The following is a 20,441-nucleotide window of genomic DNA, read 5'->3' as shown; positions in this document are numbered from 1 at the left end:
AGCGCAACTCCCGCCACCAACCTCTCAATGATTACTGCCAAGAGGCGTCAATCAATAGCCCTCAAGGTCGAGCAGCACAGTTCTTCGGTCTTTACAAGCGTAAACGGTGCACTCAGCAATGCACCGTTTTTTGCGGACAAATCACTCACGGCGCTATAGGCTACGTCGGTCTTCGGCAATACGCGAGCCATTCATCCGCTCTTGATCTCCATACGCCTGACTCGTGCCAGACAGAAAAGAACCAATCGCCGTCGATATTCCCGGCGACCGTCTTTTCTGCATCGAAGTGGTATTGACAGGCGTGAGGTTCATCAAAGCACCGGCGTGTTGTTGAATCACTCCATTCCGACCTGTCCGACGAGGTTCTCATGCAGCCGCAATCCGCCGCCCCGATCCGTCGCCGCCTCACTGAACGCGAGGCCGCCGCCGAACTCGGTATCAGCTTCCGAACCCTGCAACAATGGCGCGTCCGGGGTACCGGCCCAGCGTTCCTGAAGCTTGGGCGCGCCGTTCGCTATGACATCCTGGCCCTTGAAGACTGGCTGGCCAAACAGGTTCATACGAATACATCCGGCTGATGCCGGCGACAGGCCTGATGATTGGCGTCCTGAGCCATGTCCCCGTCATGCGCCGCGATCACGGGGGCGTTACTGAACCGGCTCGCTCATTCAGGCCTGTCATCAATCAGCGCCGGATCACTGGCCTGATTTTAGACATCCCGCCCGACTACGGTCCTGGTTACGCGCCGGCGGCGTCATTCTCTCGCTTCAGTGAATGACCGGCGCGATTCGATACCCACCATTGACTGTGGTCAGTGCATCGCTGACCTGGCCATGATGACAAGAGGACTGACGATGAGCCGACTCACGGCCGCTGTGCTCAAGGCCGCCCTACCCGCCTCGCTCTATTACGCCCGGATGCTTCCCGATCGACCCGCGACGCCGCGCATGGGCTGGGTCGACGGCGGACTGTGCCCCTTCCATGCCGATCGCCATCGAGGCAACTTCCGCCTCCAGCTCGACACCGGCGCCTACTGCTGCTTCGCCTGTGGCGCCAAGGGCGGAGACATCCTCGCCTTTCACCAAGCCTATACCGGACTGTCGTTCCAGGAGAGTCTGCGCGATCTGGCCCACCGGTTTCTCTTGACCGAAGGCGATGGGCCATGAGCGCCGCCTTGCACGCCGTGCCGCCGCACGCAGTCGATGACGCGGCCGGACACTCGGCGTCCTGGCAACCTCCAGCCACCTGGCGCGATCGCGACCAGGGCGAGGTCGCCCACTGCAAGCATGTCTGGCCCTATCGCCCAAGCGACGCGGGCGCGCCGCTTGGCTATGTCGTGCGCTACGAGTGTGCCAACGGCCGCAAGATGGTGATTCCCTTCTTCAAACGCACCGCGAACGGCGCCTGGGCTGCCGGAGCGCCGGCGGAACCACGTCCGTTGTTTGGGCTGGATACGCTCGATCGTCCCGGCGCGATCTTCGTCACCGAGGGCGAAAAGGACGCCGCGGCGCTGCAGGCGCTCGGCCTCTGCGCCCTGACGTCGCTGGGCGGGAGCCAGTCGGCGGGACGCGCTGACTGGGAACCCGTGCGCCAAGCGTCCGCCCAGGGGCGGCACATCCTGATCTGGCCGGATCAGGATGCCGCTGGGCAGCAGTATGCGGCCCTGGTCGCGCAGCAGATTGGCCCGGCCTGTCGTTGCCTGCGGCGTCCACCGTCAGGAACACCCGCAATCAAGGGCGCTGGGGCGGCCGATTGGCTTCAGGCCCAGCTGACCGGGCAGCGTATCGCCTGGGATGGTCTCGCACCGCCCGTGCTCAGTGACGCCCAGCGTCAAGCCTTGCAGGCGCAGTTGCTCGGCACCCTGGCCGACATTCAGGGACCACTGCCGCCGGAGTGGCACGCCCGCCCGGCCACAGGCGATCGACAGCGGCGACCCCAGGCCGAGGCAATCCCCAAAACCTATCTCATCACGGATCAGGGCACCTTTCGCGTGACCCGCAGCCAAGGCGGTGAGCCGATCCAGCAGCAACTGGCCAACTTCACGGCCGTCATCCAAGAGGAGGTCATCCGCGATGACGGGCAGGAGCAGACGCGCACCCTGACCCTGGCCGGGAGTCTGTCGGGGCGGACGCTACCCGTCATCACCCTGACGCTGGATCAGTTCACGCGCATGGACTGGCCGGCGCGGCATTGGGGCACCATGACCCTGATCCATCCCGGCCAGGGTGCCAAGGACCACCTGAAATACGCCATTCAGTTGCTGTCGCATCAGGGGGCGCAGCCGGTGGCGATGCGCACGCTGTTCACTCATACCGGGTGGCGTCGGCTCGCGGGGGCTTGGCGCTATCTGTCCGCCGGCGCGGTGATCGGGGCCCAGGGCGCCGTCAGCGGCATCGAGGTGGATCTGGGCGAGTTGGGGGCGCTGTATCGATTGCCGGCGCCCAGCACCTCGGCGGACGAACGTCATGCGGCCGCTGCGGCCAGTGCGGCGAGCGCGCAGGTGGCCCCGCCCGAGATTGCCATCCCTTTGATCGCCGCCGTCTATCTGGCGCCGTTGAGTCAGTCGCTCGGGGTCGACTTCGCGCTCTGGCTGGAGGGGCCAAGCCGCAGTCTGAAAAGCACCCTGGCGGCACTCATGGCCGCCCATTTCGGGGCCGGTATCGATCGAACCCGACTGGCGGCGAGTTGGCTGGACACGCCCAATGCCATCGGGCTCAAGCTGTTCCTGCTGGCCGACACTCTGGCGGTCATCGACGACTACGCCCCGCAACCCTCGGCCAGCGAGCAGGCGCGGCTCGACAAGACGGTGGCCACCATCATCCGCGGCATCGGCAATCGTGCCGGACGCGGACGCCTGACCGCCGATATCCGGCTCCAGAACGAACGCAAGCCGCGTGCCCTGGCCCTGTGCACGGCCGAGCAGTGGCCAACCGGTGAGAGTCTCCAGGCCCGGCTGTTTGGCGTGGCGCTGCGTCCTGGTCAGGTGGATCTGGCACGATTGAGCGAGATCCAGGCCCTGGCTCAGCAGGGGGTGCTGGCCCGCGCCATGGCCGATTATCTCCAGACCCTGGCCGTCGATTTCTCCGCGCGAGTCGATGAACTCAAGGCCGAGTGGGAGGTCTGGCGTGGTCTGGGTTTGCAGGCGGGGCTTCAGGGACGCACACCGGATCAGGCCGCCTATCTGCTGCTGGGCTACAGTCTGGCGCTGGATCACTGGCGTGCGTCGGGCGTCATCACGTCCGAGCACTCCTATGCCGACCTGTGCCGGGCGCAATCGATCATCCTGACCCTGGCCAAGGAGCACGAGCGGCGGATTGCCCACGCCCAGCCGGCCGATACCTTCATGGCCATTCTCACCGATCTGCTGCTCTCGGGCGCGGTCCATGTGCGTGATATGGCCGATCATCGGCCGTCGACAGAGGCGGAACGACTCGGCTGGACGCGCGAGGGGCCGGGCGGCCCGCATATCGGGTGGGTCAATGCCGGCAAGCAGGAACTCTACCTGCTGCCGACGCCAACGCTGGAGGCGGTCTACAGCGCCTCCAAGCGCATCGACACCCCGCTCACGCTGCGTCCGTCCGCCCTCAAGCGTCAACTCCTGGATCGGGGCTTTCTGCAGCCGGGCAACAGCGAGCAGCGCGGTGACAAGCAGGTCGACCGCACCACCCGCAAGGTGCGCATTGGCCAGCATACGGCCTCGGTGCTGGTCGTTGCGCTCCAGGCGCTGGAGCGGCCTGAGGCGACTCGTGAGCACTAGCGGTGCGGGGATCGGGCCTCACGACGCTTAAGGGGCCTGTTCAACTCAGGAGGGGGGAGTCGTCAGACACTGGGAACAGTGAGAACAGCCGGATAAACTGCTGATTTTGAACATCAAAATCTGGCTGAATTCGCCGCGCTTTCGGGGGCGCCGTGGGAACCTGACTGGGAACATGCCGCTCCCCAGGCGATCCGAGTCGTTCCCACGTCTGTTCCCAGCGTCGAGTGGAAAAATGCGCCGCCCTGCCCTTCAAAGCACTGATTGCAATAGCGAAATTTTTCGTTCCCAGTGTTCCCAGTCTGCCGTTGGACGGTCGGTGCTGGGTTTGCGCGAGCAGGCCGACGGGGTCGACCTCATCCATGATCCGCCGCAAACAGACGCTCCAAGGTGGCGGGAATCAGGACGTCGTTGGCGTTGCGGACGGCCGTCTGAATCCCATGAGCGACTGACGCGGCGTCAGACAGTGTCTGGCGGCCGTCGGACACGGCGTCTGCCGGCTGTCGGACACGGCAGATTTTGCAGACACTGTCTGCAAAATGCATTCGACTGACCAGCTCGGGTAGAAAGTGCGCATCTGGGCCAGGTTACGCCAGCCAAAGCTTCGCCCAAAGTGGCGACGGCGTTCAGGCTCCCGGCAGATATCGGCGGCGCTCAAGCCGACTGGGCCATGGCGGGCTGGACCGTATCGAGCAGATAGCGCCACACGGCTTGAGTGGCCAGACATTCATGCCGCGCCTGACGGGGTCCGGGCGGCCAGTTGAAGCCGACGTGATACGCCGCCGTCGCCAGCCCCTTCCAGTGATAGGCGCCTCGACGGGTGTTCCACTCGCCATAGACCGGTGCAAACTCGCGCATCAGGCACCGAATCTCGGCCACGCCCGCCAGGACACGGGTCAGACCTGGGCTGCACGCCTCGACGGGAGCGTTGAAAATCACCACCCGCTGGCCCTGTAGCACCGGGGCGATCAGCGGCAACAGGCTGTCAATGGTGGGGGCCTCCTGGACATCGGCGGGCTTGATACCGTGCTTGGCGGCGGCGTCCGGCCATTCGGTATGCCACTGAGGTCGAACCAGACTCTCAAACAGCCAGCGGCCGTCTTCATGGAGAACGGCGATCTCCAGGAGTTCGCCATTGTGCGGAAAGCCCGAGGTGGTACGGAGACTGACGAACAGGGTGGACAGCGAGGACGGGGAATCGAGCGACATGATGGCCTCTCCATCGGCAAAGCGGATCAGACAGGACTCCAGAGGCGGAGCTAACGCGCGAATAGACCCTTGACTCCGAGGCAAGTTTCACCGCATGACGCGATGCCTGGCCCCACTGACCGTTACGGACACCGACCGGTCATCACGGACATCCGTGGGTCATCCGTCGGTCATCCGTCGGTCATGACGACGGTCACGCCTGGGTCATGTAGGACAGGCCGACCCGGAGCGCATCAAGGCGGCCACAATTGACGAATGCACCCGCGCCGCCTACGATGAAATCACTGCACGTCCCCAGCCCCACAGACGGTGATCCCGCCTGAGGCCTGGGCCCATCGCCGGTGGGGGCGATCCACAAGCACCCACGCACCACCGAAGCCTGATCGATCAGGCTCCCAAACGCGTCGTCGACGACGTTTGATCCAGGCCAAACTGTCTGGAGTACTCCGGGCCATCTGCGCCTGCGGGTTTCAAACCATCCTGCAATCACCGCCGGCTAATCAGTCGCGGCTCATGCTTCGCCGATAGCCACCGAAGTCATCCGCGTCCGACCGGCTCGGACCACACCCCCGCCCAGCGCCGACAGGTGCTCCAGGCTGTTGCACGCCATTGCGCCTCAACCACCCCGCTGGCCGCGGCGGTCTTTGTCCACAAAGACCGCTGGCACGAAACCCACGCCCTGACGGGCCGCAACGACTATTACCACGCACCAAAACTCCGCACCAAAACCCGCGAACGCTTGTAGGCGACCCACTTCGGGCCACCAGGGGAGGCATCCCTGGCCCGTCTGCATCGTCTTCGCCAACACCGATTCAACCGCACGCTCCACCGCGCCCAGACGCCAGGCGGCGCGACGGTCCCCCGCTTCATGCGACCGGGTGAGAGCGCCTCGAGGTTCAGACCCCCTCCGCCGAATGGCACAACGGTCTCAATGTCCGGCACGACGTTAAACGGCCAACCGCACGCCTAGCCTTGGGCTTCAAGGTCATCACTTACCAGCGTCAGCGGGACTGTGCGGGTCTGAAAATCAGCAGGGTTCGGAGCGATCTGGATGGGAAAGTACGCCAGTGCACGCAATTTCGGGTTCGGCAAGCAGCTCGCTTACGCCGGACGCGAGGCGCTGCGCGCCTATTACGCCGACGGTCACTATGGCTCGGTCGCGGCCCACAGCGACCGCTGGAACCAGTTCGCGCACTGGGCCAAGGCACAGGGGATTCGGGATCTCGCTCGGGTCGATCAACAGGCGACGTTCGAGCGCTATGCGGCGCATGTCGCCAGCCGGGTCCAGGATCAGGCGATCAGCGTCCAGTACGGCCAGAATCTGCTCTCGACGGTGAACGTGACGCTCGCCGCGCTGCGCGGTGACGACCGGGTTCGCCTCTCGCCGGCTCAGGCCGTTGGCCGGCGCTCACAGGTTCGCACTCAGGCCCCCGACAGTCTCGACCGAGCGCGGGTCAGCCAAGCGGCGACGGCACTCAGAGCCGCCGGTTTGGGACGCGCGGCGGCGGTACTGGAGTTGGCGCGTGACTTCGGGGTCCGCCGCGAGGAGGCGGTGAAGGCGGATCTGGGGCGCTGGAGCCGGGAGGCCGAGCGCCACGGGGCGGTGAATGTCCAAGACGGCACCAAGGGTGGGCGCGATGCGCCGCGCTGGGTGCCGATGACGGACCAGGGCCGCGAGACCCTGGCGAGCGCGCTGGCCACGCGCCCGGCCGGCTCGCCCAATCTGGTCGCGCCGCACGAGACATACGCCCAGGTCGCGATCACCAGGGACTCAGAGTTGAATGTGGCGCGGGCGATCCTCCATGTCCACGGCATTACCGGCTATCACGACGCTCGGGCGGCCTATGCCTGCGAGCGGTATCGGGCATTGACGGGCAACGCCGCGCCCGTTGTGACAGGCAAGCGTCCCAACGCCGAGCAGTGCCAGAGCGACGCGGTCGCCCGCGCGGTCATCGCGCATGAACTCGGGCACGGACGGCTCGAGGTCGTGTCGTCGTACATCGGGGGCCGCTGATGCAGATCGCCATTCTGCTGCGACGCGCGCAGCCGGGAGCAACGAGCGGAATCCAGGCGCATATCAAGCGCGCCACCCGGATGCAGGCGCTCATCGCCGAGCGATTCGGAATCAGCGAGCCGCATCAATTCAAAGCCAAACACCTGCGCTGGGTGCTGGAACACCGTACCGCCGCTCTCGCCCCCAGTTCCCGGTACGACTACTGGCGCACCGCAAGGGCGCTTGCGGCCATTCTGGGCCACTGGCCCGATTGGGAACCGCATCTGCGTGGTTCCTGGACGTCTCCCCGTCCCGATCGATTACGTACCCCATCGACATATCCCGTTCAGGGCGGACGCCCAGCGAAGCTAGCCCGCACACATCATCGACACGCGAAATGAGTCCAGAAACTTCGCATGCGTCAGCAATTTTGATTTTGAACGGTGAGATGCAATCAAGGTTGGAACACGCATCGAGTTGCCCCTCGCCTGCACTCGCAGACTGATTGTCATCGATCCGTTTCAACTTGTGTCGAGAGGTCGCTGGTGATCGCTTGCGCGCGACCGTTATACTCAGCGATTATCTTGCTGGTCGCCCGAAAGTGTATCCCCTTGCGGTAATCGCTAAACGGACGCCGTCGCTAAGGAGCTATCAACAGGAGGATGGTATGGACATTTTTCAGTTCCGCGAGCGCCTCATCGCAGATTACGCCGCGTTTACCCGCAGCTTTACCAAACCCAGGGCGGCTGACATCCGGGATTACCTTCAGCAGCGGTATGCGGACGAGGAGTTTTGGCCAGCTCCGCTGATTCAACTGAATCCGAGTTTCGTGAGCGGCGGCACCGTCGAGGATCTGGTCGCGGAGGGTCGACTGCATCCTGAGTGTGCTCGCATCTTCCGGGCCGGGAAGACCGACACCGGCTTCGGTGTCACCCTTAGACTGCACAAGCACCAGGACGAGGCGATTCGCATCGCGCAACGTGGTGAGAGCTATGCCTCGACCACCGGCACAGGCTCAGGAAAGTCCGTCAGCTATTTCATTCCGATCACCGATCATGTGCTGCGCCAGCACGCCAAGGGCGACAGCACACATCGGGTGAGCGCCATCGTCGTTTACCCGATGAACGCCTTAGCCAACAGCCAGCGCGAGGAGCTAACGCGCTTTCTCAAGCACGGCTATCCAGAGGGCAGAGAGCCGGTGACCTTCGCCCGCTACACGGGTCAGGAGAGCAGCGAAGAGCGTGACCGAATAGCCGCCAATCCGCCAGACATCATTCTGACCAACTTCATGATGCTGGAGTTGATGATGACGCGCCAAGACGAGGTGGATAAGGCCATCGTCCGCGCTGCTCAGGGACTCCAGTTCCTCGTTCTGGACGAGCTCCATACCTATCGCGGGCGCCAGGGAGCCGACGTGGCCTTGCTGGTGCGCCGGGTCCGCGCTGCCTTCAATCCGAATCTGATCTGTGTGGGCACATCGGCCACTATGACCACCGACGGCACGCCGGAGGAGCGCAATGCCGTGGTCGCGAGCGTGGCCAGCAAGCTCTTCGGGGCGCCGGTCGATCCGTCGAATATCATCACCGAGACCTTGCAGCGCGTGACCCCCGGTGACTCTTTGCCTGACGCGGCCACCTTGAAGGGTGCGCTACAGGCCGACCTCCCGGACGAGCCCGATTACGAAACGCTGCGCCACCACCCCCTGGCTTCCTGGATCGAGCTCAGTCTCGGTCTGCGTTGGGAGGCGGGGAAATGGGTCCGTGCCCGCCCGCGCACCCTGTTGGATGCCGCTGGGGAACTCGCCGCGACCACCGGACTTGACGCCGAGCATTGTCTCACCCGGCTGGAGCAATTCCTGCTGCTGGCCTACCGTACCAAGCGGGATCCCCATGACGCACGCAGTCGGCTCTTCGCCTTCAGGCTCCACCAATTCATCACCGGTGCCGGCGACCTGTTCGCCACCCTGGAGCCGACTGGAAACCGCTATCTGGACGTCAAGGGCCAACAATTCCAACCTGGCCATACGGACAAACGACTCTTCAACACGGTGTTCTGTCGAGAATGTGGACAGGAGTACTTCCCGGTGTGGGCCGAAGGCGCCAAGCAAGCCCCACAACGCTTTGAGCCCAGGGATCTGAGCGACCGCAACCGCGAGGATCAGGAGGATGAAGGGTTTCGGTTCGGTTTCTTGATGCCTGACCCCGACGGTCAGTTCGACCCACAAGACGTTGAGAGCCGCTACCCGGAAGAATGGCTCGATTTCGGCAGCGCCGAGCCCCGACTCAAGCCCCACTACAGGCGCTACCGCCCGCTACCCGTTCAGGTCGACCCGAGTGGCGAGGTCGCGAGTCCAGGGTTAACGGCCCACTTCATCCCAGGCACCTTCCGCTTTTGCCTGGCCTGCGGTGTCAGCTATGACGCCACGCAGCGCAGCGACTTCAGCAAACTGGCCAGTCTGAGTTCCGAGGGACGCAGCTCGGCCACCACGGTGCTCACTCTGTGCGCCATGCGTTATCTGCGGGAGGATGCACAGGATCTCCAGCCATCAGCCAAGAAGTTGCTCGGCTTCACCGACAACCGCCAGGATGCCTCGCTCCAGGCGGGGCATTTCAACGATTTCATGCAGATTCTCCTGCTGCGAGGCGCCCTGCTGGCGGCCGTGGAGAAGGCGGGCGAGCTGACCGACGAGACGCTGGCCCGCGCAATCTACGATGCCCTGGACCTGGATAAGCCGGAATTCATGGCCAACCCCGCTGCCCAATTCTTCGCCGAGGAACAGGCACGCAAGGCGTTGCGAGAGGTGTTGGGCTACCGTCTCTACTTCGATTTGCGCCGGGGCTGGCGGGTGAATAACCCCAATCTGGAACAGCTCGGGTTACTGCGGATCGACTATCACTTCCTGGCGGAGATCTGCGCGGCGGAATCTCTCTGGGCCGCTTCCCCACCGCTGTTGGCACAGGCCACCCCTCAGGTGCGTGAAGCCGTCACCCGGCACCTCCTCGATCTGATGCGTCGGGGGCTTTGCATCAAAGCCAATTACCTCGATCCTGACCGCCAGGAACAGATCAACCAGGCCAGTTTCAGCCACCTGCGCGAACCCTGGGCCATCAACCCGGACGAACGCCTGCAACCGGCCCGCTACCTGATCCTCGGCTCCAAACCGCCTGACCTGAAGCGCCAGGATGACCGGGCCGTCTATCTGTCCGCGCGGTCGCGGTTTTCGCGCGAGATCCGTCGGCAGAGCCTCTGGGGTGAAGATGCCCAGAGCCGTTGGCCGCAGCGCTTCGATGAAACCTATTTTTCCGGTCTGATCGCGGCACTGCTGGAGGCACTGACCCAAGGCGGACTCGTTCAACCCCTGGAGGCCCCCGACCACAAGGCGGCTTATCAGATCGTGGCGGGATCCATGGTCTGGCGACTCGGCGATGCCGCCCAATCCTCGGACACGCCCCAGGCGAACGGCACCGCCAGCAACATCTTCTTCCGCGACCTCTATCTCAATGTCGCTCAGGGGCTTATGCAGCACAATCGCCTCCTGCAAACCCTGGAGGCCCGCGAGCATACAGCTCAGGTCGACCAGCGTGATCGGCAAGAGCGTGAAGAACGCTTCCGGAAGGCTGACCTGCCCATCCTCTTTTGTTCCCCGACCATGGAGCTCGGCGTGGACATCGCCGACCTCAACACTGTCTACCTGCGTAACGCACCACCCACACCGGCGAACTATGCGCAGCGTAGCGGGCGAGCCGGACGCAGCGGCCAGCCGGCCCTGGTCGTGACCTATTGCGCCGCCAAGAGTCCCCACGACCAGTATTATTTCGCCGATCCGGTGCGCATGGTCGCGGGCAGCGTCACGCCACCGCTGATCGACCTCGCCAACGAGGATCTCATCCGCAGCCACCTGCACGCGATCTGGTTGGCCGAGACCCGCCAGAAGCTGGCCGGCGCGGTCAGCGAGCTGCTGAAGATGGCGGATCCGACCTTACCGCTGCGGGACGATCTGGTGGCCAGCCTCGATACTTCGGCACCGCGTGATCGGGCCAACCGAGTCATGTCCGCCGTGCTGAACATGTTGACCGACGAGCTGACTCCCACCAGCGCCCGCTGGTATGCGGAAGGCTGGGCGGCACGCATGATCCAGCAGGCATACCGTCAATTCGACCAGGCCCTCGACCGCTGGCGAACCCTCTACCAAGCGACCACTCAGCAGATGGAAGCGGCTCACGCTGTGCGCATGAATGCCTCTGCCACTCAGCGGGATCGCAACGAGGCTGATCGCCGCTACGGGGAGGCCAAGACGCAGCAGGATCTGCTGCTCCAAGCCTCCGCCAGTTTGAATTCGGATTTCTATACCTATCGCTACCTGGCCAGCCAGGGCTTCCTGCCTGGCTACAACTTCCCGCGCCTGCCGTTGATGGCCTTTATCCCGTCGCGCAAGGAACGGATCGGCAAGGACACCTTCCTCACACGCCCGCGCTTTTTGGGTCTCGCCGAGTTCGGCCCACGCAGCATCATCTACCACGAGGGCAGCCAATACCGGGTCCGCAAGGTTCTGTTGGGCGTGCGCGAACAGGACGGCACCCATGCCAACGATCCCCTGCTGCCGGTGCGTACGGCCCAGATGTGTCCGGCCTGCGGCTATGGCCACTTCGGCGATCAGTTGCAGCAGCCGCTCTGCGTGGCCTGCGGCACGACGCTGGACGGCGGACTCAACCTGTCCAACCTCTACCGGGTGGAAAACGTCAGCACCCGGCGAGCCACCCGCATCACCTCCGATGAAGAAGAGCGCGTGCGTCAGGGTTATGAACTACTCACAACCCTGCAATATGCCGAGGAAAATGGTGTCCAGCAGGTCGTCAAGACGCGCTTCGAGGATGGCGATGGCGCCACCCTGGTCACCGTTCACTACGGCCCCGCCGCCACCGTCTGGCGCATGAATCTCGGCTGGCGCCGGCGCAAGGAAAAATCGGTCTACGGCTTCAATATCGACCCCAATACCGGTCTCTGGTCCAAGGACGCCCAAGCCCCTGAGGAAGACGATAGCGCCGAGGCCAGCACCCAGGTCCAGCGCATCGTCCCCTTCGTCGAGGACCGCCGCAATGTCCTGGTTCTCCATCCCGGCACGCCCCTGGAAGCGGGTGCCATGGTCACCCTACAATACCTGCTGAAACGGGGCATCGAGGCGGAATTCCAGTTGGAGGAGGCGGAACTGGCCGCCGAACCGCTGCCCAAGCGGGACCAGCGCAACGCCATCCTCTTCTATGAGTCCGCCGAGGGTGGTGCAGGCGTGCTGACACGGCTGGCCAACGATCCCATCGCCCTGTGCCGGGTCGCGGAGCGTGCGCTGCGGGTTGCGCACTATCAGCCCAAGGGCGCGACCTGGGAGGCTGGCCAGCTTGAGGATACCGACGCAAGCTGCGAAGCCGGCTGTTACCGCTGCCTGCTGTCCTACAGCAATCAAATCGACCATCCGGCGATCCAGCGCAAGGATCCGCTCGTGCTCGATCTGTTGTGCCGGCTGATCCACGCCGGCGCCCGACGCGGCACCGGCGGACGGCATGCCGATGAGCACTATGCCGAGCTGATGGCCCTTTGCGGCAGTACGCTGGAACAGGACTGGCTGGCCTACATCCATCAGCGCGGCCACCGGCTACCCGATAAGGCTCAACTCAGTCTGCCGGAGTATGGCGTCCGCCCGGACTTCGGCTACCAGGGGGACTCGCCTGCCCTCGTCTTCATCGACGGGCCGCACCATGAGACTGACCATCAGTACCCCATCGACGCGCAAGTGAATCAGACGCTGAGCGATGCCGGCTACGAGGTCATTCGTTTTCCGAAGGAGCGGGCGGCCTGGCCGCCCATCCTAGCCCAGTATCCCGATGTCTTCGGCCAGGGAGTGACCCCATGAACCTGCAACCCGGCAGTCTGGTCAGCGCACGCGGGCGCGAATGGATCGTCCTTCCCGGCTCTGCCGCCGACATCCTGCACCTGCGTCCCCTGGGCGCGGGCGATGAGGAAAGCACCACCATCTACGCCCCCCTGGAGGCCGAACCCATTCGATCGGCAAGCTTCCCGCCACCGGACGCGGCCCAGGCGGGCGCCCAGGCTGCCGGTCTGCTGCTGCGCGATGCTCTGCGGCTTGCATTCCGCTCCGGCGCGGGGCCTTTCCGCGCCTTCGGCAATCTGGGCTTCGCCCCCCGTGCCTACCAGTTGGTGCCGCTACTAATGGCGTTGAAGCTTGACCGAGTGCGCCTGCTCATCGCCGATGACGTGGGGATCGGTAAGACCATCGAGGCGGGCCTGATCGTGCGTGAGCTACTGGATCGCGCTGAGATCACCCGCTTCACCGTGCTCTGTCCGCCGCATCTGTGCGACCAATGGCAAGAGGAATTGGAGCGCAAATTCAACATCGCCGCCGAGGTCGTCACCGGCGGAACCGCCGCGCGCCTGGAGCGCGGCCTGCCTGCGGGCACTTCGCTGTTCGACACCTACCCGGTCACCGTGGTCAGCCTGGACTATGTGAAGCAGGACCGTCGTCGCGACGAGTTCCTGCGCGCTTGCCCCGAGTTGGTCATCGTCGATGAGGCCCACACCTGCGTTCAGGCCGGCAACAGCACCCGCCATCAGCGCTACCAGGTGCTGTCGGGTCTGGCCGCGCATTCCGAACGGCATCTGATCCTGCTCACGGCCACCCCCCACAGCGGTGACGAGGAAGCCTTCTACAACCTGCTCGGACTGCTCGATGGCCAATTCCGCCATTTGCGGGATCTGACCGGGAAGAGCCGCGACACGCTGCGCGAGCGTTTGGCCGATCACTTCGTCCAGCGCCGCCGCGCCGACATCGCCGAATGGCAGGACACCTCGATCTTTCCCGACCGCCTCAGCCGAGAGGCACCCTACCGTCTGGACGGCGCCTGGGCCGCACTCTTCAATGACGTGCTCGACTATGCCCAACGCTTGGTGGAGTCCGCCGCCGGTCAATCCCTGCTCAAACAGCGCATGAACTGGTGGGCGGCGCTGGCCCTCCTACGCTGCATCAGCTCCAGTCCGGCGGCGGCGGCCATCGCCCTGCGCACCCGGCTGCGCGCCCTGAACTCCGGCGGCGAAACGGAGCAGATCGAAGCACTCGACCGCGCCGGCCTGGAGACCGTCTACGACGGCGATCTGGACGGGGATCTCTCCACGGACGACAGCCAGCCCGGTGCCCGGATCGAGGAGCTGGACCCGCCCCACCCCGACGCCGCCGAGTTGGATGGCTTCATCCAGCGCGCCGAGGCGCTGCGTGGACCCGCCAAGGACGGCAAGCTCAAGATGCTCATTCGGCAGATCGACGAGCTGCTCGCGTCCGGCCACAACCCAGTGGTGTTCTGCCGTTACATCCCCACCGCGCATTACGTGGGGGAGTCGCTGAGCCGTCATCTGGGGGCCAGTGGCCCCACCGTGGCCGTCATCACCGGCGAACTCGTTCCCGCCGAGCGCGAGGAACGTGTCGCACGGCTTGGTGAGTCTGAGCGTCGGATCCTGGTGGCCACGGATTGCCTCTCGGAAGGGGTCAATCTTCAGGCTCTGTTCGACGCGGTGCTGCACTACGATCTGTCCTGGAATCCGACCCGCCATGAGCAGCGTGAAGGCCGTGTAGACCGTTTCGGCCAGCCTGCGAAGGCGGTGCGCACCGTCATGCTCTACGGGGAGAACAACCCGGTCGACGGTGCCGTCTTGCAGGTCATCCTGCGCAAGGCGGAACGCATTCGCAAGGAACTCGGCGTCTCGGTACCCATGCCCGACAACAGCGGCAAGGTGATGCAGGCCGTGATGGAGAGCGTGCTGCTGCGCCGGGGCAATGACAGTGTTCAGAGTCGCGTGGATGATCTCTTCGGCTTCGACGACATCGAGGCCGAGATCGATAAGGATTGGGAGAGCGCCAAGTCAAAGGCCGCTCAGAGCCGTACCATCTTTGCGCAACGCCGGCTCAAGCCCGCCGAGGTGCTCCCCGAATGGGATAAAGCGATCACCGCCCTGGGCAGCCAGACAGACGTGGAGCAGTTCGTCCGTCGCGCCGCCGAGCGCTTGCAGGCGGCGCTGGAACCCGTCGGGGGCGGCTACAAACTACCCCTGCGCCACCTGCCCGCCGTGCTGCGCGAACGGCTGGACGGGGTCGGGATCGAAGGCGAGAGCCTGCGCCTGGAATTCCAGCGCCCGGCCGACCCCCGTCACATCCACCGCAGCCATCCCCTCGTGGCGATCCTGGCCAGCTACCTGGCCGAGCGCGCCCTGGATGGCGCCAGCCCCGATTTGGTCGCCCGCAGCGGTGCCCTCTTCACCCGCGCGGTACAGAGCCGCACCCTGGTGGCGCTGCTGCGCCTGCGCACCCAGCTCGTCATCACCTATCGCGGCCAGGAGCGGGTCTCGCTCGCCGAGGAGGCCCTGGTCGTGGCCCTGCGCCCCGGCCAGGCCCCGGAAATCCTGGGCGACACCGATGCCGCCGCCCTGATGGCGGCCGAACCTGCAAGCAACATGGCCCCGGAGCGCCGCCTGCGGGTCATCGGCGCTGCCCTGGACGAGTTGCCCAGCTTCGAGGCTGTCCTGACGGAATTGGCTCGAACCCGCGCCCAGCAACTCTTGCAAGATCATCGTCGTGTGCGCGAGGCATCAGAGGCCCGGCACTTGCGCTATGCCGTCACCCCCTGCCTGCCGGTGGACGTGATCGGGCTCTATGTGCTGCTGCCGGCACCCAGCCTGTAGGATAGGGACATGAAAAAAACCGACCTCGCCCTCGACGCCATCCGCATCGAAGGCAGCCTGCTGCCCGCTGAATTCATACAGCGCTTGTTGGAACTCAAGGCCGACCATCAGAGCGCCGCCGAGTATGGCGTCCCTCCCGGCATCCAGTTGCGCGATGACATCGGTCGCTCCTGGCGTATTGCCACTACACTTTGGGCCAGCTTTCAGGCTCGCCGCCACCGGCCGGATGTCAAACCCGAGGCGGTTGGGATCAAACACTGGCTGGAACCCTTCTTGACCCAGGTGCTGGGATTCGGGCACTGGACCGCCGTCAGCGGCGCGACCCTCGATGATCGCCACTTCCCCCTGACCCACATGTTCGGCGCGACCCCGCTGTTGCTGATCCCAGACACCTTCGATCTGGACCGCAGCGACAGCCGTTTCGGCGACGAGGGCCGGCGCCGTTCGCCCCAGGCCACGGTGCAGGAATATCTCAATGCCGGCCGGGACGCGCGTTGGGGCCTGGTCAGCAACGGCCGCACCCTGCGCATCCTGCGCGACAATCCCAGCCTGACTCGTCCGGCCTATATTGAGGCCGATCTGGCGCGTATCTTTGAGGAAGACCGCTACGCCGACTTCGTCGCCCTCTGGCTGATCGCCCACGCCACCCGCTTCGGCAATGGTCGGGATGGACACCAGGCAGTCGTCCCGATCCTGGAGCACTGGCACGGTCAGGCCCAGGAAACCGGTGAACGCGCCCTGGAGAAGCTGCGTGCCGGCGTGACCGAAGCCCTGCGTCAGCTCGGTAACGGCTTCCTCGCCCATCCGGCTAACGCCGCCCTGCGCCAGGCCCTCGCGAACCATGAACTTCAGACGGCGGACTATTTCCGGCAACTGCTGCGGCTGGTCTATCGGCTGATCCTGCTCATTACGGCCGAGGACCGGGGGCTGTTGCACCACCCCGACGCCACGCCTGAACAGCGCACGCTGTACGCCAGGGGTTACAGCGCCGCCCGTCTGCGCGAGCGTGCGCTCAAGGCTCGCGCCGACCGTCACGCCGATCTCTGGGACGGTCTGCGCGTCACCTTCCGGGGTCTGGCCGGCGGAGCCGAGCCGTTGGGACTCCCGGCCCTGGGCGGCCTCTTCGCCGCTGATCGCTGCCCGGATCTGGACGCCGCCGCGTTGCCCAACCAGCACTTGCTTGCCGCACTGCGCGCGCTGTGCTTTTTCCGGGCCGGCGCGGTGCTGGCGCGCATCAACTACCGCGACATGGACACCGAGGAACTGGGTAGCGTCTACGAGAGCTTGTTGGAGCAGGAACCCCTGATCGCCGTGGACGCCAACCCCTGGCGCTTCGGCTTCGTGGGCGACGCCGCGGCGGGCAACAGTCGCGGCACGGCCCGCAAGCTCACCGGCAGTTACTACACGCCGGACGCGCTGGTTCAGGAGTGCATCCAGTCCGCCCTGGAACCCAAGATCGCCGAGGCGCTGAAGGCTCCCGATCCGCGTGGCGCCCTGCTGGCGCTCAGGATCCTGGATCCGGCGACCGGCTCCGGTCATTTTCTGCTGGCCGCGGCGCGGCGCATCGCCGCCGAGGTCGCACGCCTGGATGCGGACGATGATCTCCCCGAGGCCGTGGCCTACCGTCATGCCCTGCGTGAGGTGGTGGCCCACTGTATCTATGGCGTGGATCTCAACCCGCTGGCGGTCGAGTTGTGTCAAACCGCGCTCTGGCTCGAAACGCTGGAGCCGGGCCAGCCGCTCGGTTTTCTCGATCATCGCATCCGTCACGGTAACGCGCTGGTCGGCATCCTGGACCCGGCGATCCTGGCGGAGGGGATTCCGGACAAGGCGTATGCCGCGCTGTCCGGCGACGACAAGGCGGTGTGCTCGGCATTGAAGAAGAGCAACAAGAAGCAGTCAGGGGGGCGACAGCGTGAACTCTTTGGTGGCGCAACGACCGTGAACCTGGCGACCGCCCATGCGCACCTCGCCGACCTGCCCGAGGATTCGCTGGACGCCATCGCCGCCAAGCGCGCCGCCTATGCCGAGGCCGAGCGCGATGAGTGCTTGGCGCAAGAGCGGCAGCGGTTCGATCTCTTCTGCGCCGCCTTCTTTGCGCCCAAGATATTAGAGAACGCCGAGCGCGTCCCGCTGTCCGGCGATTTGGCCGCCGTTGCTGCTGGTCGAAATCTGCGGCCGGGGGTGGCGGAACTGGCGGCGGATCTCGCACGGCAATATCGCTTCTTCCATTGGCCGCTGATCTTTCCCGAGGTCTTCGCCGCCGGCGGCTTCGATGTGGTGCTGGCCAATCCGCCGTGGGAGCGCATCAAGCTCCAGGAGCAGGAGTTTTTCGGCGCGCGCCGTCCCGAGATCGCTACCGCCGCCAACGCGGCCGCCCGAGGCCGGCTGATCGCGGCGCTGAATGCGCCTGACGCCAGTCCACCCGACCGGCGGCTGTATCAGGACTTCATCGCGGCCAAGCGGGGCGCGGAGGCCGGCAGTCTGTTCGCGCATGACAGCGGGCGCTTTCCGCTGACCGGGGTGGGGGACGTGAATCTCTACGCCCTTTTTGCCGAGACGATTTCGTGGCTGATCGGCGAGCACGGTCGGGCCGGAATGATCGTGCCGACCGGGATTGCGACCGATGACACGACCAAGGCTTATTTCGCCAATCTCATCCGTAACCGCCAACTCGTCAGTCTCTATGATTTCCGAACTGGTCCCGGATTGTTTTCAGAGATTGGCCACCAAAGATACAAATTTTGCCTGCTTACCCTGGGCAAAGTTCATGAGTCAGAGTTTGCATTTTTCCTCACCCAAATCGATCAACTGGCTGATGCTCGGCGCCGATTCTCTCTGAGCCACGACGATTTCGCGCACATCAACCCGAATACTCTGACTTGTCCTGTTTTTCGCACTCGCGAGGATGCCGGACTCACCCGAGAAATCTACCGTCGATTGCCGGTGCTGATTGATGAAAGCCAAGGCACGAGCGGCAATCCTTGGGGCATCTCGTTTATGCGAATGCTCGACATGTCCAACGACAGCCATATGTTCCGCACCGCCGCGCAACTTGCCGCCGAAGGAGCAGAACGCGATAGCGCGAATTGGATTGGCCGCGATGGCGAGACCTGGGTGCCACTCTATGAAGCCAAGATGGTGCATCAGTTCGACCATCGTTGGGCGACCTACGAGGACAACGGCAGCGATTCGCGGGACATGACCGACGCCGAAAAGCGCGATCCGGGGAGTTTCGCCCGTCCGCGTTATTGGGTCAGCGAGCGCGACAAAGATGAGCGATTGGCGGAACGACAGGCGCGGCAATGGTTGATGGGCTGGCGGGACATCTGTCGATCCACGGACGAGCGCACCGTGATCGCGGGCGTGGTGCCGAGAGTGGGGGTTGGAAACAAGATGCCGCTGTTTCTTTTTGATGCCAGCATTGAGCCATCAAAAGCTGCTGCTTTCTACGCTAATTTGGTGGCGTTAGTATTCGATTTTGTAGCTCGACAGAAGATTGGTGGAACGACGCTAAACTATTTCTATTTGAAACAGTTTCCGGTACTCCCACCCGACCGCTACACGTCCGCCGACCTCGCCTTCATCGTCCCCCGTGTTCTCGAACTCACCTACACCGCCCACGACCTCGCCCCCTTCGCCCGCGATCTCGACTACGACGGTCCACCCTTCGCCTGGAACCCCGAGCGCCGCGCCCAACTCCGCGCCGAACTCGACGCCTGGTACGCCCGGCTCTACGGCCTGACCCGCGACGAGCTGCGCTACATCCTCGATCCCGCCGATGTCTACGGCGAGAACTACCCATCCGAGACCTTCCGCGTCCTCAAGAACAACGAAATCCGCCAGTTCGGCGAATACCGCACCCGCCGCCTGGTGCTGGAGGCGTGGGACCAACAAGCATCGAGATCGACTACATGAATGAGATGTCCGGTCCCAAGGCCGACGCCTTGATCGACAAGCTCTTGTCGCTGCCCGAATCCGTCAATTTGGACTTCAAGCGCGTGTCCGGAAAGATGGTGGGCAAAGCCCTGGAGACCCTATGCGCCTTCGCCAACACCAGCGGCGGTAAACTGGCGCTGGGAGTGGAAGATCCGGCAAAGGCCGAGGGACGAGACCGACTCTTTGGACTCGTTGAGAATCCCGAGGCGGTCGATGAACTGCGTCGCAAGACGTTGACGCACCTGCTGCCGGCCGTGGAGCACCTGCGCTGGATCCGTATCGCCTGCCGTCTGCGCGACGATACGGACGGACATATCTTGCTGCTCGACGTGCCACCAAGCCCCAAGGTCCACTCCATCCTGGAGGACGGCACCTGGACACGCCTGGATGCCGGCAACCGCGAGATGACGGCGACCGAGATCACCGATCTGTCCTATCGGCGCGGCGTCATCAGTGCCGAATCCGAGCCTGTTCCAGTCCCCCTGGATCTCCTGGAGACGGACACCTGGCACCGTTTCGCCGCCAGTCGCGGATTCCTGTCCGGCGACATTGGCGATCGACTCTATCGGATTGGTCTCGCCAAGCGCGTCGGCGGTGAGCTGCAACCGGTACGGGCGGCTGTCTTGTTATTCGCCGACGAGCCGGGCGGCCTACTCGCGGCACAGCAGACGCGGGCCGACGTTCGGATCTTTCATTACCGGGGCAAGCAAATCGAGCCGGGCGCGGTTCCCAACCTGCTCAAGCCGCCGAAGACCATTTCGGGTCCGATTCCTCAGCAAATCGGGCCTTGATCATCGATTGGTCCAC

At 64.6% G+C, this 20,441-nt stretch carries 10 protein-coding genes; 9 read left to right on the top strand and 1 reads right to left on the bottom strand.

The window, feature by feature from the left end:
- Nucleotides 1–368 precede the first annotated feature (368 nt).
- The 3 genes from B4N44_RS11610 (at nucleotide 369) to B4N44_RS11600 (ending at nucleotide 3,757) form a co-directional block, all read left to right on the top strand.
- The gene (locus B4N44_RS11610; protein ID WP_296700934.1) at nucleotides 369–578 is read left to right on the top strand and encodes a helix-turn-helix transcriptional regulator; all 210 of its coding nucleotides are present in this window, start codon (nucleotides 369–371) and stop codon (nucleotides 576–578) included.
- Between the two features lie 276 nt (nucleotides 579–854).
- Nucleotides 855–1,166, top strand: a complete 312-nt coding sequence (locus B4N44_RS11605; protein ID WP_296700932.1) for a CHC2 zinc finger domain-containing protein — start codon at nucleotides 855–857, stop codon at nucleotides 1,164–1,166.
- The gene (locus B4N44_RS11600) at nucleotides 1,163–3,757 is read left to right on the top strand and encodes a hypothetical protein (RefSeq protein ID WP_296700930.1); all 2,595 of its coding nucleotides are present in this window, start codon (nucleotides 1,163–1,165) and stop codon (nucleotides 3,755–3,757) included. Before B4N44_RS11605 ends, B4N44_RS11600 begins: the two co-directional genes overlap by 4 nt.
- Nucleotides 3,758–4,408: 651 nt before the next feature.
- On the opposite strand, the gene B4N44_RS11595 is transcribed toward B4N44_RS11600, so the two are convergent.
- A complete protein-coding gene (locus B4N44_RS11595; RefSeq protein ID WP_296700929.1) occupies nucleotides 4,409–4,963 on the bottom strand; it encodes a 3'-5' exonuclease in 555 nt (184 codons plus the stop codon).
- 1,051 nt (nucleotides 4,964–6,014) lie between these two features.
- Here B4N44_RS11595 and B4N44_RS11590 point away from each other — a divergent pair.
- From B4N44_RS11590 to B4N44_RS11565, 6 genes are all read left to right on the top strand, one after another.
- On the top strand, nucleotides 6,015–6,977 hold the full coding sequence (locus B4N44_RS11590) for an integrase domain-containing protein (RefSeq protein ID WP_296700927.1): 963 nt from the start codon (nucleotides 6,015–6,017) through the stop codon (nucleotides 6,975–6,977).
- Nucleotides 6,977–7,357 (top strand): hypothetical protein, encoded by a 381-nt coding sequence (locus B4N44_RS11585; protein ID WP_296700926.1) that lies wholly within the window; start codon nucleotides 6,977–6,979, stop codon nucleotides 7,355–7,357. The genes B4N44_RS11590 and B4N44_RS11585 overlap by 1 nt, the downstream gene beginning before the upstream one ends.
- A 266-nt stretch (nucleotides 7,358–7,623) precedes the next feature.
- Nucleotides 7,624–12,861: a DEAD/DEAH box helicase gene (locus tag B4N44_RS11580; RefSeq protein WP_296700924.1), complete on the top strand. Its 5,238-nt coding sequence runs from the start codon at nucleotides 7,624–7,626 to the stop codon at nucleotides 12,859–12,861.
- Nucleotides 12,858–15,695, top strand: a complete 2,838-nt coding sequence (locus B4N44_RS11575; protein WP_296700922.1) for a helicase-related protein — start codon at nucleotides 12,858–12,860, stop codon at nucleotides 15,693–15,695. Before B4N44_RS11580 ends, B4N44_RS11575 begins: the two co-directional genes overlap by 4 nt.
- Before the next feature lie 9 nt (nucleotides 15,696–15,704).
- Nucleotides 15,705–19,613 carry an Eco57I restriction-modification methylase domain-containing protein gene (locus B4N44_RS11570; RefSeq protein WP_296700920.1) on the top strand — a complete coding sequence of 1,303 codons (3,909 nt, stop codon included), beginning with the start codon at nucleotides 15,705–15,707 and terminating at the stop codon, nucleotides 19,611–19,613.
- Nucleotides 19,610–20,425 carry a helix-turn-helix domain-containing protein gene (locus tag B4N44_RS11565; protein WP_296700917.1) on the top strand — a complete coding sequence of 272 codons (816 nt, stop codon included), beginning with the start codon at nucleotides 19,610–19,612 and terminating at the stop codon, nucleotides 20,423–20,425. Before B4N44_RS11570 ends, B4N44_RS11565 begins: the two co-directional genes overlap by 4 nt.
- Nucleotides 20,426–20,441: the final 16 nt, after the last annotated feature.

The sequence above is a fragment of the Thiocapsa sp. UBA6158 genome (assembly GCF_002423035.1).
Classification (GTDB): Bacteria; Pseudomonadota; Gammaproteobacteria; order Chromatiales; family Chromatiaceae; genus Thiocapsa.
The sequence above is the reverse complement of the archived record's forward strand: the minus strand, read 5'-3'. Positions and strand labels throughout refer to the sequence as shown.

Coding starts and splice junctions, on each gene's coding strand:
- B4N44_RS11570 (WP_296700920.1), top strand. CDS start 15,705: ATGAAAAAAACCGACCTCGCCCTCGACGCCATCCGCATCGAAGGCAGC.
- B4N44_RS11580 (WP_296700924.1), top strand. CDS start 7,624: ATGGACATTTTTCAGTTCCGCGAGCGCCTCATCGCAGATTACGCCGCG.
- B4N44_RS11605 (WP_296700932.1), top strand. CDS start 855: ATGAGCCGACTCACGGCCGCTGTGCTCAAGGCCGCCCTACCCGCCTCG.
- B4N44_RS11595 (WP_296700929.1), bottom strand. CDS start 4,963: ATGTCGCTCGATTCCCCGTCCTCGCTGTCCACCCTGTTCGTCAGTCTC.
- B4N44_RS11610 (WP_296700934.1), top strand. CDS start 369: ATGCAGCCGCAATCCGCCGCCCCGATCCGTCGCCGCCTCACTGAACGC.
- B4N44_RS11590 (WP_296700927.1), top strand. CDS start 6,015: ATGGGAAAGTACGCCAGTGCACGCAATTTCGGGTTCGGCAAGCAGCTC.
- B4N44_RS11575 (WP_296700922.1), top strand. CDS start 12,858: ATGAACCTGCAACCCGGCAGTCTGGTCAGCGCACGCGGGCGCGAATGG.
- B4N44_RS11585 (WP_296700926.1), top strand. CDS start 6,977: ATGCAGATCGCCATTCTGCTGCGACGCGCGCAGCCGGGAGCAACGAGC.
- B4N44_RS11600 (WP_296700930.1), top strand. CDS start 1,163: ATGAGCGCCGCCTTGCACGCCGTGCCGCCGCACGCAGTCGATGACGCG.
- B4N44_RS11565 (WP_296700917.1), top strand. CDS start 19,610: ATGAATGAGATGTCCGGTCCCAAGGCCGACGCCTTGATCGACAAGCTC.